At 42.6% G+C, this 15,266-nt stretch carries 14 protein-coding genes; all 14 read left to right on the plus strand.

Annotated elements, in window-relative coordinates; translation table 11 throughout:
- Positions 1–114 precede the first annotated feature (114 nt).
- The 14 genes from J0X13_RS08225 to J0X13_RS08290 all read left to right on the plus strand — a co-directional run bounded on the left by J0X13_RS08225 (position 115) and on the right by J0X13_RS08290 (position 15,229).
- Entirely contained in the window at positions 115–1,464 is a 1,350-nt protein-coding gene (locus J0X13_RS08225) for an NAD(P)/FAD-dependent oxidoreductase (protein ID WP_207070976.1), read from the plus strand.
- Between the two features lie 9 nt (positions 1,465–1,473).
- On the plus strand, positions 1,474–3,078 hold the full coding sequence (locus J0X13_RS08230) for a 4Fe-4S binding protein (RefSeq protein WP_207070977.1): 1,605 nt from the start codon (positions 1,474–1,476) through the stop codon (positions 3,076–3,078).
- Positions 3,079–3,172: 94 nt separating this feature from the next.
- A complete protein-coding gene (locus J0X13_RS08235) occupies positions 3,173–3,862 on the plus strand; it encodes a glycosyltransferase family 2 protein (RefSeq protein ID WP_207070978.1) in 690 nt (229 codons plus the stop codon).
- Positions 3,862–5,346 carry a cellulose synthase family protein gene (locus tag J0X13_RS08240; RefSeq protein WP_207070979.1) on the plus strand — a complete coding sequence of 495 codons (1,485 nt, stop codon included), beginning with the start codon at positions 3,862–3,864 and terminating at the stop codon, positions 5,344–5,346. The genes J0X13_RS08235 and J0X13_RS08240 overlap by 1 nt, the downstream gene beginning before the upstream one ends.
- 9 nt (positions 5,347–5,355) lie before the next feature.
- Positions 5,356–6,708: a polyprenol phosphomannose-dependent alpha 1,6 mannosyltransferase MptB gene (gene mptB, locus J0X13_RS08245; RefSeq protein WP_207070980.1), complete on the plus strand. Its 1,353-nt coding sequence runs from the start codon at positions 5,356–5,358 to the stop codon at positions 6,706–6,708.
- Between the two features lie 221 nt (positions 6,709–6,929).
- A complete protein-coding gene (locus tag J0X13_RS08250) occupies positions 6,930–7,544 on the plus strand; it encodes a GNAT family N-acetyltransferase (RefSeq protein ID WP_207030159.1) in 615 nt (204 codons plus the stop codon).
- 65 nt (positions 7,545–7,609) lie between these two features.
- Positions 7,610–8,797, plus strand: coding sequence for an argininosuccinate synthase (locus J0X13_RS08255; protein WP_207070981.1), 1,188 nt, complete (start codon positions 7,610–7,612; stop codon positions 8,795–8,797).
- Complete coding sequence (argC, locus tag J0X13_RS08260) at positions 8,794–9,768, plus strand: N-acetyl-gamma-glutamyl-phosphate reductase (RefSeq protein WP_207070982.1); 975 nt, start codon at positions 8,794–8,796, stop codon at positions 9,766–9,768. Before J0X13_RS08255 ends, argC begins: the two co-directional genes overlap by 4 nt.
- A gap of 10 nt (positions 9,769–9,778) precedes the next feature.
- Complete coding sequence (proC, locus tag J0X13_RS08265) at positions 9,779–10,573, plus strand: pyrroline-5-carboxylate reductase (RefSeq protein WP_207070983.1); 795 nt, start codon at positions 9,779–9,781, stop codon at positions 10,571–10,573.
- Between the two features lie 2 nt (positions 10,574–10,575).
- On the plus strand, positions 10,576–11,703 hold the full coding sequence (locus tag J0X13_RS08270; RefSeq protein WP_207070984.1) for an aspartate aminotransferase family protein: 1,128 nt from the start codon (positions 10,576–10,578) through the stop codon (positions 11,701–11,703).
- On the plus strand, positions 11,700–12,638 hold the full coding sequence (locus J0X13_RS08275) for a Rossmann-fold NAD(P)-binding domain-containing protein (RefSeq protein ID WP_207070985.1): 939 nt from the start codon (positions 11,700–11,702) through the stop codon (positions 12,636–12,638). Before J0X13_RS08270 ends, J0X13_RS08275 begins: the two co-directional genes overlap by 4 nt.
- Positions 12,635–13,381, plus strand: coding sequence for an SDR family NAD(P)-dependent oxidoreductase (locus tag J0X13_RS08280; protein WP_207070986.1), 747 nt, complete (start codon positions 12,635–12,637; stop codon positions 13,379–13,381). The genes J0X13_RS08275 and J0X13_RS08280 overlap by 4 nt, the downstream gene beginning before the upstream one ends.
- Before the next feature lies 1 nt (position 13,382).
- On the plus strand, positions 13,383–14,162 hold the full coding sequence (gene argB / locus J0X13_RS08285; protein ID WP_207070987.1) for an acetylglutamate kinase: 780 nt from the start codon (positions 13,383–13,385) through the stop codon (positions 14,160–14,162).
- Positions 14,159–15,229 (plus strand): M20 family metallo-hydrolase, encoded by a 1,071-nt coding sequence (locus tag J0X13_RS08290; RefSeq protein WP_207070988.1) that lies wholly within the window; start codon positions 14,159–14,161, stop codon positions 15,227–15,229. Before argB ends, J0X13_RS08290 begins: the two co-directional genes overlap by 4 nt.
- Positions 15,230–15,266 lie beyond the last annotated feature (37 nt).

Genomic DNA, 15,266 nt, shown 5'->3' on the forward strand with positions numbered 1-15,266 from the left:
CTTCTAAAATAATAATTTTAAAACAGCTATTAGCTGCTAAATTCTTATTAATTTTCATTTTACTGTTAAGTTCTTCCCATAAAACTCGACACATAAAGCAATCAAACCCAATCCATGGAACACATTGTAATTATCGGAAATGGTATTGCAGGAGTTACTGCTGCAAGGCATATCCGTAAACTTTCGGACAAAAAAATTACCATTGTTTCGGCCGAATCCGACTATTTTTTTTCCAGAACAGCCTTGATGTATGTGTACATGGGCCATATGAAGTTTGAGCACACCCAACCCTATGAAAACCACTTCTGGAAAAAGAACCGAATAGATTTGATAAGGGGGTACGTTACCAAGGTAAACACAAAAGAAAAATCACTTCATATTGATGGATCCCCAGACCTCAACTACGATAAACTTATTATTGCAACAGGGTCAAAACCCAACAAATTTGGATGGCCTGGACAAGATCTAGATGGTGTTCAAGGACTGTACTCCAAGCAAGATCTGGAACTGCTGGAAGAAAACGCACCGAACAACAAATTATGTAAACGAGCAATAATCGTGGGTGGTGGGCTTATTGGTATTGAATTGGCCGAAATGCTTCGTACACGCGATATCCCAGTTACTTTTTTGGTGAGAGAAACCAGTTTTTGGAACAACATATTACCCGATGGAGATTCAGCAATGATCAATGAGCACATTCGGGAACATCATATTGATTTGCGTTTGGGTACTTCGTTAAAAGAAATCAATTCGGACGAAAATGGAAGAGTAAAATCCGTGACCCTTGCCGAAACAGGAGAAGAAATTGAATGTAATCTGGTCGGGTTAACTGCGGGAGTTACACCAAATATTGATTTCCTAGAGGATTCGGGCATTGAATTAGGTCGAGGTGTAAAGGTGAATCGGTTTTTGGAGACCAACCTTGAAGATGTGTACGCCATTGGCGATTGCGCAGAGCAACACGAGGCCATTGGGAATAGACGGCCGATCGAAGCTGTTTGGTACACAGGCCGGATGATGGGCGAAACCCTTGCCCAGACCATCTGTGGGAACCGAATGGAATACAAGCCAGGGCATTGGTTCAACTCTGCCAAGTTTCTGGATATTGAGTACCAAACCTATGGTTGGGTTTTTCCGGAACCAAGAAAAAAAGAAAACGAAGTCCATTTCCATTGGAGGCATCCCAAAGAAAAACGCTGTATCACTATCGCGTTTGATAAGGATTCCGAAACCGTTTTGGGCATCAACACTTTTGGGATTCGTTTGCGGCACGAAGTTTTTGACCGATGGCTCAGTGAAAAAAGAACTGTTGATTTTGTGATGGAGCATCTCAGAGATGCCAATTTTGACCCTGAATTTTATAAAAATCTTGAATTTGAGATTGTGTCAAAATACAATTCCGATTTCGGAAAATCCATCAACCTGAAAAAGAAAAACCTAAAACGCATCTTCAAGATTGCTTAAGCTATAATTATGAGCACCTATAATAAAAGTATGGCCTTAACGGGCGAACCACCAAAAAGTTTGAGCCTTGGTCAAAAACTTGCCGTCCTTTTGGGATTATCGGGACTCGGCATTTTGCTTTTGGCTGTTTTTAATACAAGTTTTCCGAACAAGACCTTATGGTTGACCTTGTCCTTATCCGCCATTGGCATTGGAACCATTTGGTTTTCTTGGGATGCCTATTCCCAAAAAATTCCAGGCATTAAAAACGACGGGGTTTGGTTCAAATCCATTTCCAATAGAGGGTTATGGGGATGGGTGGCAGGTTTGTCGCTCACAGGGTTTTACATTGTGCTCTATTTTTATCCAGAATACCTTGGCTTGGTCAGCGATGGGGAAAACAAAGGTGTTATTGCCCTTTTTGACCCCCTCAGCAAATTTTTGAACGGCAATCCCGCAAGCCAGTGGTTTGTCTATGGGACTCTTTACACCGTTGCCATTTTAGCCTTTGGTATCAAGTTCCTCTGGAAATACCGACATAACCGTTACGAAAGATTGCGGACTTGGAGCGTGATGTTCTTTCAAACCGCTTTTGCTTTCATTATCCCAGAGTTGATGGCACGCTTGAACGGCCACAAAATTTTAGACGGGGGAAGTTTACCTTACTACGATCTCAAAAATATTTGGCCGCTCAATTATTACAATTTTGAGGGCTATCGTATTAAAATGTTTTTAAGTTCGGGAGAAATTGGTTTTGCCTTGTTGATTTTTGGCATCCTTTCCATTTTTGTGATCACACCTATCCTAACCTATAAATATGGCAAAAGATGGTACTGTTCTTGGGTCTGCGGCTGTGGAGGATTGGCAGAAACTGCCGGTGATTCCTTTAGGCAATTAAGCGATAAATCCACATTTGCATGGAAGGTCGAGCGCTGGGTAGTGCACAGCGTAGTGGTTTTCGTGACTTTGATGACCACCGCCGTGATCTATTCCTATTTGGGAACGGACACCAGTAAATATTGGTTGACCAAAAGTTCCTTTTTAATCGGCGTGGCCGTTTTACTGACGCTAGTGTTCGGTTGGGCAATGATCTTTAAACGAGGTCAGCTACAAAAAGATGCGCAGTACGGAGCCATAGGTTACTTTGTGATCATCATGGCCCTTATCGGATTTCATTTTTTCAGTGGGGAAGGTGAAGTTTTCCTTTTCAAATCGGGAACACTGCGTAAATCCTATTCCTTTTTGATCGGCAGTATATTTTCAGGAGTTATCGGAACGGGCTTCTACCCTATCTTCGGAAGTAGGGTATGGTGCCGTTTTGGCTGTCCAATGGCTGCCATCCTGGGTTTCCAGCAAAAACTGTTCTCTCGATTCAGGATCACTACAAACGGGGGGCAGTGTATCTCTTGCGGCAATTGTTCTACCTATTGCGAAATGGGCATCGATGTGCGTGCCTATGCCCAAAAAGGGGAGAACATAGTTCGAGCAAGTTGTGTAGGATGCGGTATTTGTTCCGCTGTTTGTCCTCGTGGCGTGCTTAAATTGGAGAATGGTCCTTTGGAAGGTAGGATAGATAGCAACCAAGTATTATTGGGGAACGATGTAGACCTCATGAACCTTGTCAACAAAAAATAAACAGACTTCCTTTTTTGAACAATCACGGTCAGATATCAATGGAAAATTTTAGTTTTGGCAACCACTAACACGAACTAAAATTGATTCCCAGCCAATGGCGGACATCAAAGTCATTATCCCAGCAATCAACGAAGGAGATTCCATTGGTTTGGTAGTCTCGGAAATTCCTGGTCATGTATCCGAAATAATTGTTGTGGACAACGGTTCTGAAGACGATACCTTGGTAAATGCAAAAAAAGCAGGAGCAACGGTAGTAACCGAAAACCGCAAGGGATATGGGTTTGCTTGCCTAAAGGGATTAAATTACATCTCCGAAAGATCCAAAACACCCGACATTATCGTATTTATCGACGGAGATTATTCAGATTATCCAGAGGAATTGGATAAGATTATCGCCCCAATTTTGGAAAATGACGTCGATTTTGTGGTTGGAGCGCGAAAAAAATCACTTCGTGAACCAGGATCAATGACCCCACAACAGGTTTTTGGCAACCAATTGGCCACATTTTTAATGCGATTGTTTTTTAGGTCAAAATTTACGGATTTAGGACCTTTTAGGGCGATAAAATATGAAAAGCTCAAAGAATTGAAAATGCAGGACACAACTTATGGATGGACTGTGGAAATGCAATTGAAAATTTTGAGAAAAAAAATGTCATATATCGAAGTACCAGTACGTTACAAACGAAGAATTGGCGTATCAAAAGTATCAGGTACGGTAAAAGGTACTATATTTGCGGGCATAAAAATATTGGGTTGGATCTTTAAATACAGTTTAAAATAATGGGACTTGCTATTACTTACATCATCATTGCTATTTATAGTATCGCCTTAGTTTTGATTTTCTTCTACAGCCTTGCGCAGTTGAATCTATTGATCAATTACCTTGGGTATAAAAGAAGAAACGAAGAAGCCCCAAAATTCAACCTTCTAGACCCCAAAGAAATTCCATTCGTGACCATTCAGCTTCCCATCTATAATGAGGAATACGTAATGGAGCGTTTGTTGGACAACATCGCCAAAATAGAATACCCAAAAAGCAAGTTGGAAATTCAGGTGTTGGATGACTCTACCGATGATTCCGTTGCCGAAACCGCCAGAAGGGTACAAGAGCTTCAGGAAACTGGATTGGACATACAACACATTCGCCGCGAAAATCGAAAAGGCTTTAAAGCCGGTGCCCTAAAAGAAGGGCTCGAAATCGCCAAAGGAGATTTTATAGCCATTTTTGATGCCGATTTTTTGCCAGAAACCGATTGGCTCAAGAAAACTGTTCCCTACTTTAAAGATGAAGAAATCGGTGTGGTCCAGACCCGCTGGGGACACATCAATAGGGATTATTCTACCCTAACACGTATCCAAGCCTTTGCTTTGGATGCCCACTTTACCTTGGAGCAAGTAGGAAGAAACTCAAAAGGACACTTTATCAACTTTAACGGTACAGCAGGTATCTGGAGAAAACAATGCATTTTTGATGCAGGGAACTGGGAAGGTGATACCCTTACCGAAGATTTGGATTTGAGCTACCGTGCCCAATTGAAAAACTGGAAGTTCAAGTATTTGGAAGATGTTGAAACACCTGCAGAGCTTCCCGTTGTAATCAGTGCAGCGCGCTCACAGCAATTCCGTTGGAATAAAGGTGGGGCCGAAAACTTTAGAAAAACAGTTTGGAGTGTCATCACGGCCAAAAACATACCTTTTAAAACCAAGTTTCACGGGGTTATGCACTTATTGAACAGCTCTATGTTCCTTTGTGTTTTTACCGTGGCCTTGTTGAGCATTCCAATGCTCTACATCAAAAATACGTATGGGCATTTGAGCTGGGTATTTGAGGTGACCAGCTTCTTCATCCTAAGTACAATAATCCTGTTCGTTTGTTATTGGTTCACCTACAAGAGTATACAGGGCAGTAGTTTCGATAATTTTGTGGATTACATCAAATTGTTCTTCACCTTTTTCTCTGTGGCATTGGGCTTTTCATTGCACAATACCGTAGCTGTTTTGGAAGGACATTTAGGCAAACGAAGTGAGTTTGTAAGAACCCCAAAGTTCAACATCAATAACCTTACGGATTCCTGGAAGGGCAACAAGTACCTCACCAAGAAACTTTCGCCCAACATGATATTGGAGTTTGCACTTATGCTTTATTTCCTTTTCGGAATGTACAGCGCCATACCATTGAACGACTACGGATTGTTCCCTTTCCACTTGATGTTGTTCCTAGGTTTTGGATTTGTATTCTTTAAATCCTTAACTTCCAAGGCATAACACACCATTATGCAATCTTACTGGCGACTGCACAGATACCCGATATTGTTTGCTGTCGCTTGTATTTTGTTCTACTGGAGCTTCGCTTACAATTTGGTGCGAACCGATTTTGTAAAGCTTTTTATGCTCTTTGGGGCGCTATTTTACCTCACTTTCAAAATTATCCAGTTCGAAAAGTGGAATTTTAAGTTCCTCTTGGTCATCGGGATACTTTTTCGATTGGTTTTCCTGATTGCAGAGCCTAACCTCTCACAAGATTTTTACCGTTTTATATGGGATGGCAAACTCATCAAAAATGGCCTCAATCCCTATTTGTACACCCCAGACCAAATTATGGAACAAGCTACGGTATCGTTTGACGGCATGAAGGAGCTGCACGAAGGGATGAGCACCCTTAACGCCAGACATTACAGTAATTACCCCCCAGTTAACCAAATACTTTTTGCACTTGCAACCCTTTTAGGCGGAGGAAGCATACTGGGCTCTACAATTGCGATGCGATTGATCGTGATCCTTGCAGACTTGGGCGTACTTTATTTTGGCAGGAAACTGTTGCAACACCTGAACAAAGCCAATCACTTGGCATTTTGGTACTTTTTAAATCCTTTGGTCGTCATCGAACTAACAGGCAACCTTCATTTTGAAGGGGTAATGCTCCTCTTCTTTGTTTGGGCCCTGCATCTTATCTCAAAAAACAAAGAATTCTGGGCAACACCCATATATGCCACTTCCATTATGGTGAAGCTAATGCCCCTGATGTTTTTGCCTCTGTTCATTAAATACCTGGGACTAAAAAAGAGTGCCATTTTTTACCTACTTATAGGTTTAGGTTGCGCCGCATTGCTCTTTCCTTTTTACGCCCCTGTGTTTATTGACAATTACTCGGAGAGCGTTGGACTATGGTTTTCAAATTTTGAATTCAATGCCAGCATATACAATGTGGTCAAGAAGATTGCGGTCACCTATTTTGAAGCCAAGCCTTGGGAATTAATTGATTCGTACGGCTCTTTAATTCAAAAAGTGGTCATTGTTATCGTATTACTGCTTGCTTTCCTTCGGAAAAACCAAAAACTGGAAAGCATGATCACATCAATGGTATTTGCCTTGGCTTGTTATTACTTTCTCTCCAGTACCGTACATCCGTGGTATGTGGTATTCCTCTTGGGATTTGCCATCTTTACCGACTACCGGTTTCCCTTGGTCTGGTCTTGCACCATTATACTCAGTTACTACGCCTACTCCAATCCTGATTACAAAGAGAATCTATGGTTGTTGGCCATTGAATACATTTTGGTTATTGGCTTCTTTATTTATGAAATGATAGGAAGCAGGCCAAAAAAGTTATATTTCTTCAAAAAGTAATCCCAACTTTAGTACAATTCGAATTAATTTGTACATTAGCCCCAGAATGAAAGGACAACAATACATATTATCCACTTTGAGCATCACTGCTCCTATCAGTCCGTTTACTCCCCGCCGTCGTCGCCCGTAAGGGTGCATCATATCTATTGGAAATAGGTGAGTCCATTTCCGCAAAACTTCCAAATACATTTTTTTCAATTTTTACAGAATAATCGCTTGCAATGGAAATTATTGTTGCTAACGAATCACATTTTAAATACGCACAGATCATTAGTGATACCATTACCGAATCGGCCAAAGTTCGAGGTACGGGTATCGCCAGACGTACGCCCGAATATATCATAAAGCGCCTACAAAACGGAAACGCCATCATTGCTTTGGATGGAGATAAGTTTGCTGGCTTCTGCTATATCGAGGTATGGGGAAACAAGGACTTTGTGGCCAACTCTGGTTTGATCGTTCATCCCGATTACAGAAATCAAGGTCTCGCCAAGAAAATCAAAAAAGCGGTTTTTGATCTATCCAGGAAAAAATTCCCCGATGCCAAGATTTTTGGGATCACTACAGGCCTGGCCGTAATGAAAATGAACTACGAGCTGGGGTACAAACCCGTTACCTTTTCCGAACTTACCGATGACCCAGAGTTCTGGAAAGGTTGTCAGACCTGTAAGAACTTTGATATTCTAACACGTACCGACAGAAAAATGTGTCTCTGCACAGGAATGCTGCACGACCCAAAGGCACAAAAACAAGAACCCGAAAAAATCAACAAAAAGGCATTTCAACGATTGAAAAGCATTAAGGAAAGCCTTTTTTTAAAAAAGAAAGACAAATAAACTGTCAGTTCGAGCGCAGTCGAGAACGCTTAGTACGACAACAACAATATTTAAAGAATCAAAAAATGGAAAAATTAGTTATAGCCTACAGTGGCGGATTGGATACTTCATACTGTGCCAAATACCTATCGCAGGAAGAAGGTTTTGAAGTGCACGCTGTAAGTGTGAACACAGGAGGATTCAGCAAAGCTGAAATTGAAGAGATCAAAGAAAAAGCCCTAGCCTTGGGTGCGACCACTTACACCTCCATCGATGCTGTAGCCACATTTTATGACAAGGTGGTAAAATACCTCATTTTTGGAAATGTGCTCCGAAACAATACCTATCCCCTTTCCGTAAGTGCGGAACGAATTGTTCAGGCAATCGAGATAGTGAACCACGCCAAAAAAATAGGTGCGAAATACATAGCACACGGTAGTACCGGAGCAGGAAATGATCAGGTTAGATTTGATATGATCTTTCAAATCCTGGCCCCTGAAATCAAGATCATCACTCCGATCAGGGACAAAAAATTGGCCAGGGAAGAAGAAATCAATTACCTACAACAAAACGGTATCGCTTACTCTTGGGAAAAAGCAAAATATTCAGTCAACCGAGGCTTGTGGGGAACATCCGTAGGGGGTGACGAAACCCTCACCTCCCACCTGTCACTGCCCGAGAGTGCCTACCCGAGCCAATTGGAAAAAGAGTTGCCAAAGGAATTGAAATTGACCTTTAAAAATGGTGAATTGGTCGCGTTGGACGGCGAGCAGGATACACCGGCGGCCAATATCGAGAAATTATCCACGATTGCATCCAAATATGCCATTGGCAGGGATATCCACGTGGGCGACACCATAATCGGAATCAAGGGAAGGGTCGGTTTTGAAGCCGCGGCCCCATTGATCATTATAAAAGCACACCATTTGCTGGAAAAACACACCTTGAGCAAATGGCAGCAATACCAAAAAGAGCAAATGGGCAATTTTTATGGTATGCTCTTGCACGAAGGAAACTATCTGGACGAGGTAATGCGAAATATTGAAGCCTTTTTGACCGACACCCAGAAACACGTTTCGGGTGATGTTTTTGTCACCTTGCATCCCTATCGATTTGAACTGAACGGAATTTCTTCCAAGCACGATTTAATGAACGCTTCCTTTGGAAGTTATGGAGAAATGAACAAAGGCTGGACTGCTGACGATGCTAAGGGCTTTATCAAAATTTTGTCCAATTCAGGGAAAATTGCAAACCACGTAAATCAAGATTTATGATTAAGGTAGGAATCATAGGAGGCTCGGGATACACGGGCGGAGAGCTGATCAGGCTTCTGCTCAATCATCCCAAAACCGAGATCGACTTTGTGTACAGCACTACTCGAGCGGGGAAAGCCATCACTTCTTCCCATCAAGATTTGCTGGGACAGACGAAATTGAAGTTTTCTGGTGAGGTAAATCCAGATGTGGATGTGGTCTTTCTTTGTTTGGGCCATGGTAATTCGACATCATTTTTGAACGAGAACCAGTTTTCGGCATCAACAAAAATCATAGACCTCAGTAACGATTTCAGATTACAAGCAGACTCTATTTTTAACGGCCAACGATTTATTTATGGGCTTCCCGAATTGAACAAGTCTGGCATACAAGCTGCAGAGGCCATTGCCAATCCCGGTTGTTTTGCAACTACCATTCAATTGGCATTGTTGCCTTTGGCAAAAGCGGGTCTGCTGGGCAATGATGTCCATATCAATGCTGTTACTGGAAGTACCGGGGCAGGCGTTGGATTATCCGCAACATCCCATTTTAGCTGGAGGAACAACAACGTATCTTGGTACAAGCCTTTTACACATCAACATTTGGGTGAAATCGGGGAAAGTTTAAATTCCTTCGGGAAATCCGTAGGCAAATTGATGTTCTTGCCCAACCGTGGGAACTTTACGAGAGGAATTTTGGCCACTGCCTACACCAAATACAACGGCAGCTTGGAAGAAGCAAAAGAGCTGTACAACGATTTTTATAAAGATGCTGCCTTTACTCATATGTCTGAGGAAGAATTACACCTAAAGCAAGTAGTGAACACGAATCAATGCCATATCCATTTACACAAACATGACGACCTCCTTTTGGTGACTTCGGCCATTGATAATTTATTGAAAGGTGCATCGGGGCAGGCAGTACAAAATATGAATTTGATGTTCGGTTTCCCTGAGACCGAAGGTCTTTTGTTAAAAGCAGGAGTATTTTAAAATATCGACCATGAAAATAGCGATCATAGGAGCAGGGAATTTAGGATTGGCGATTGCCAAGGGCATTTTGCACAGCAATGGTGCCACTACCATGTATCTCACTAAACGAAACACCAAATCCATTCAAGAGTTTGAAAAATACGGGAATGTAACCGTTACTTCGGACAACCAAGAGGCCGTCAAAAATTCGGATATCCTCATTTTTGCGGTACAGCCAGGTCATTTCACCTCCATATTGGAGGAGACCAAGGACCTTTTGACCGAAAAACATGTAGTCATCAGTACCATCACGGGTTTCCGCATTTCTAAAATCGAGGAAATCATCGGGTCGGATAAATTTATCATCCGAAGTATGCCAAACACGGCCATTTCAGTTGGCAAATCCATGACCTGTATTTGTAGCAACGAACTCGGCAAAAAACGTGTGGATCTGGCCAAAGCGATTTTCAATCGAATGGGCCATACCATGGAAATTCCGGAAGACCAGATGCAAGCTGCCACGGTAATTTGTGCCAGTGGAATTGCATTTTGGATGCGATTGATACGCGCTACTACACAAGGGGCCATTCAACTAGGGTTTGATGCAAAAGAAGCACAGGAATTGGCCATGCATACCTGTAACGGTGCCGCCAGTCTTTTAATTGAGTCAGGGAGCCACCCAGAAGAAGAAATTGACCGCGTGACCACGCCAAAAGGATGCACCATTGAAGGTTTGAATGAAATGGAACACCAAGGCTTGAGCTCATCATTGATCAGGGGAATTGTATCCTCATTTGAAAAAATCAGTCAAATCAGAAAGGGATAAATATGAAATTATTCGACGTATACCCGCTATATGATGTTACTCCCGTAAAGGCAAAGGGCATTGAAGTCTGGGACGATAAAGGGGAAAAATATTTGGATTTTTATGGCGGCCACGCCGTAATTTCCATTGGCCATACGCATCCGCATTATGTAAAGCGAATCAAGGAGCAACTGGACAACATGGCGTTTTACAGTAACTCTGTCCAAAATCCACTACAACAAGAACTCGCGCAAAAACTGGGCGAGCTTTCCGGTTGTGAAGATTATGACCTTTTTATGTGCAATTCAGGGGCGGAAGCCAATGAAAATGCACTAAAAATGGCCTCTTTTCACACTGGCAAGTCAAAAGTGATCGCCTTTACCAATAGTTTTCACGGAAGAACATCGGCTGCAGTGGCCGCTACGGACAATCCGAGCATCAATGCTCCCATCAACAAACAACAAGAAGTCACTTTCTTGGCGCTGAACGATTTTGATACATTTGAAAAAGCCATAGAAAATGATGCCTATTGTGCCGTGATCATAGAAGCCATTCAAGGTGTAGGAGGTTTGGATGAGCCCACCACGGAATTCTTCCAGTTTATTGCAAAAAAATGTAAAGAACACAACATAGTCCTTATTGCCGATGAAGTGCAATCCGGTTATGGTCGAAGCGGTAAATTCTTTGCCTTTCAGCACCATGGCATTGATCCCGACATTATTTCCATAGCCAAGGGCATGGGCAACGGCTTCCCTGTGGGAGGCATTTTGATTCACGAGTCGTTTAAACCATCGTACGGACTTTTGGGAACCACCTTTGGTGGCAACCATTTGGCTTGTGCTGCGAGTTTGGCCGTTTTGGAGGTTTTGGAAGAAGAAAACCTGATAGAAAACGCTGCCGAACTTGGAGCCTATTTTAGGAAAAAAGCTGCAGAGATACCTGAAATCAAAAAAGTAAAGGGTAAAGGACTTATGATTGGTCTGGAGTTCGATTTTGAAATCGCCTCACTACGCAAAAAAATGATTGTGGAACAGCATATGTTCACGGGCAGTGCCAAAAACAAAAACCTATTGCGCTTTTTGCCCGCATTGAACATTACCAAAAACGATATTGACCTATTTTTTGAAGCGCTGAAAAAAGCATTACAATGAAGCACTATTTATCTGTCAACGATATAGAATCCTTGCCCGATTGGGTGAACGAAGCATTAACCCTAAAAAAAGACCCTTATCAGTTTGAAGATTTGGGCAAGCGGAAAACAATTTGTCTATTGTTTTTCAATAATAGCCTCAGAACCCGTTTAAGTACGCAAAAGGCGGCCATGAATCTTGGAATGGAAGTAATGATCATGAACTTTGGGAACGAAGGCTGGGCGTTGGAATATGGTGATGGAACCATTATGGACCAAGGCACCTCGGAACACATAAAAGAAGCTGCCCAAGTGGTTTCCCAATACTCCGATATTGTTGCCATAAGGGCCTTTGCAGGTTTGGTGGACAGGGAAAAGGACGAAGCGGAAGAAGTCATCAATGGATTTGCCAAGTATGCCACGATCCCAGTGGTAAACATGGAAAGTTCAGTGGGGCACCCCCTTCAGGCATTGGCAGACGCCATTACTTTGAAGGAGAATGAAACGAAAAAGAAACCTAAAGTGGTTTTATCCTGGGCTCCTCACCCCAAAGCATTGCCGCATGCTGTAGCCAATTCATTTATACAGATGATGAAATTACAGGATGTCGATTTTGTGATTACGCACCCCGAGGGTTATGAACTCAACGCGGAATTGACCGAAGGATGTCAAATAGAGTATGACCAAGATAAAGCATTGGAAGGTGCCGATTTCGTCTACGTGAAAAACTGGAGCAGCTATTCGGACTACGGAAAGGTACTGAGCAAAGACACCAATTGGACGATTACAAAAGAAAAAATGGGACAGGCCAGGTTCATGCATTGCCTCCCCGTTAGAAGAAACATGATAGTGGAGGATGCCGTATTGGACAGTGAACAATCATTGGTGGTGGAACAAGCCAAAAACAGGGTCTTTTCGGCTCAGATTGTATTGAAAAAAATATTGGAGAACAAATGAAACTAAAGGATAAGGTATGTATCGTGACCGGGGCAACGAGCGGAATGGGGAAAGCCATTGCCGAAGGGCTTTCTTCCGAAGGGGCCAAAGTAGTACTTTCGGGCAGGAACCAAGAAAGCGGCAAAGCGTTAGAAACGAGTCTTGACCATGCCGTTTTTGTGCCAGGGGATGTCACGGACCCATCTTACAACAAAAAATTGGTCGATACAGCTCTGGAAACTTATGGTAAGCTGGACATCTTGTCTTTGAATGCTGGCGTTCTTGGATTGGGCAATGTTCAAGAGCTACCTGTTGATTCCTGGCAAAACACCATAGATACCAATTTGAGTGCCATCTTTTACCTTTGCAAATATGCGCTCCCCCATTTACAGGAACAGCCACAATGCAATATCTTGATCAATGCATCGATTGCAGCCTTTAAGAGCTTCCCAAATCACCCAGCTTATTGTGCTTCCAAGGCTGCATCCGTAGCCTTAATGAAGCAAATGGCAGTAGATTATGGTCCAAAAATCAGAGTGAACGCTATTTGTCCTGGCCCTGTGGACACTCCTTTATTATGGGAATCCGCAAAGGCTTTCGAGAATCCTGATACGGCTGTTGAAAATGCGAAAAGGACTACATTGTTAAAAAGGTTGGGCACGCCTGAAGATATTGCTAAACTTGTGCTTTTTTTGGTTTCTGATGATAGCTCTTGGATTACAGGAACCGCAGTTACCATAGATGGAGGGATTATAAATACATAAAATGAAACAAAAATTATCCGTAGTAAAAATAGGCGGCAACCTCATTGAAGATGCCGAAGGATGCAAGAAGGTATTGGACCTGTTCGCTAAAATGGACGGCAACAAAATTTTGGTTCACGGTGGTGGAAAAAAAGCCACCGAATTGGCCAACCAAATGGGAGTGGAATCCAAAATGGTCAATGGTAGACGAATTACCAATGCCGATACCTTGGATATTGCCCTTATGGTCTACGGAGGATTGTACAGTAAAAAAATAGTGGCACAGCTACAAGCGCTAGGTACCGATGCCATTGGAATGAGCGGTGCCGATGCGAATGCCATTAGAGCGCACAAAAGACCAAAAAAAAATATTGATTTTGGCTTTGTCGGCGATGTGGATATAGTAAATACCTACGGTGTTTTCAAACTACTCCAGGCTGGGTTCACCCCAATTTTTTGCGCCCTTACCCACGATGGGAAAGGACAAATGTTGAACACCAATGCCGATACTATTGCTGCGGAACTGGCCATAGCCATGTCAGACCAATTTGAGACCACATTATATTATTGCTTCGAGAAAAAAGGAGTTCTTGAAGATGTGGAGGACGAAAATTCCGTAATTCAGCATATCGATTCCAAAGGATATGACGAACTTTTGGCCTATGGTATTATAGCCGATGGCATGTTGCCAAAAATGCACAATTGTTTTTACGCACTCCGTAACAAAGTATCCAAGGTTTGCGTAGGAAACACCAATATGCTCGAAGCAGATAATTCGGATTATACGACATTGACTTTATGAAAATAACACAGGACATATTAACGGAAAGAGCCCTTGAACTGCTAAAAGAACTCATTAGCATACCTTCCTTCTCTGGTGAGGAGGACAAAACAGGTGATGCCATAGAGCAATTTCTTCAGGGTTTTGGTGTAGCGACCAAAAGGCAGCACAACAACATTTACGCCTTCAACAAACATTTTGATGAAAGCAAACCAACATTACTGCTCAATTCCCACCACGATACCGTAAAACCGAACAGTGCCTATACCAAAGATCCGTTTGATGCCCATATCGAGGATGGAAAGCTTTACGGACTCGGAAGTAATGATGCGGGCGGTTGTTTGGTTTCACTATTGGCCACTTTTGTTCATTTTTATGAGAAAAAAGACCTTAGCCATAACATCATTATGGCTGCCACGGGCGAGGAAGAAGATGCCGGAGAAAAAAGCATTAGAGCTTTGCTTCCCATTCTTCCAAATATTGATGTGGCCATCGTGGGAGAACCCACTTTAATGGACTTGGCCATTGCCGAAAAAGGATTGGTTGTGTTTGATGCAGTGGTCGATGGAACGCCCTCGCACGCGGCACATCCCAACGGCAACAATGCCATCTACAACACCATTGAGGTTTTACAATGGCTAAAAGATTATTCCTTCGATAAAGTTTCGGATGCCCTCGGTGAAGTAAAACTGACCACGACCCAAATCAATGCAGGTAACCAGCATAATGTGGTGCCCGGCCACGTGGGTCTGGTCATTGATGTTCGAGTGAACGATTGTTACAGCAATCAGGAAATTGCAGATATTCTACAAAAGGAAGCACCATGCAAAATGACGCCTCGCTCCTTGCGTTTGAACTCATCATGCATTGATCCTGATCATGATTTGGTCAAAAGCGGATTGGCCCTTGGCCGAAAAACATATGGCTCACCAACTTTGTCCGATCAGGCCGCTCTAAGCTGTCAATCAGTAAAATTGGGACCAGGTGACAGTACAAGATCGCACTCGGCCAACGAATTTATCTTTGTAAACGAAATTGAAGAGGGAATAGATATTTACATCAAAACCCTAACGGGATTTTTACAATAAACCGTCAGTTCGAGCGCAGTCGAGAACGAATTAATAC

The sequence above is a fragment of the [Muricauda] lutisoli (nom. illeg.) genome, assembly GCF_017313105.1.
Taxonomy (GTDB): domain Bacteria; phylum Bacteroidota; class Bacteroidia; order Flavobacteriales; family Flavobacteriaceae; genus Flagellimonas; species Flagellimonas lutisoli.